This window comes from Pseudomonas sp. 2822-15 (genome assembly GCF_002742515.1).
Classification (GTDB): domain Bacteria; phylum Pseudomonadota; class Gammaproteobacteria; order Pseudomonadales; family Pseudomonadaceae; genus Aquipseudomonas; species Aquipseudomonas salomonii.
Window position 1 is genome coordinate 1 of sequence record NZ_LJRY01000215.1, and the last position, 326, is coordinate 326.

The following is a 326-nucleotide window of genomic DNA, read 5'->3' on the forward strand; positions in this document are numbered from 1 at the left end:
GTCATCACAACCACAATTAGTAAAGAAAAAATCATCTAAAATAATTTCATCAAAAACAGATGCTGTAATTTCCACTACTTCTCTAAACTTTGTTCTCGAAGTATTGTCTGTATAGCAGATTCCACCAAATAACCTATTATAACCAGGACGATATGCTTTACCAAGAGTAGGCGTTATACCTCCCGCAACTTCTATCCCTCTCTTTTCAAAGAAATCTTTTAATTTTTCTAACCTCTCTTTAGTTAACGTAACATCACCACGATGACTTTCTATGTATACTTTCCCTACTTTCATGTGCTTTTCAAAAAAAGCGAGTTCTTCTGATA

The 326-nt window shown here is 33.7% G+C and carries 1 protein-coding gene; it reads right to left on the reverse strand.

Features of this window, described 5'->3' with window-relative positions; genetic code table 11:
* On the reverse strand, window positions 1-326 hold a 326-nt coding region (locus tag AOA59_RS25640), incomplete at both ends, for a hypothetical protein (RefSeq protein ID WP_218212208.1).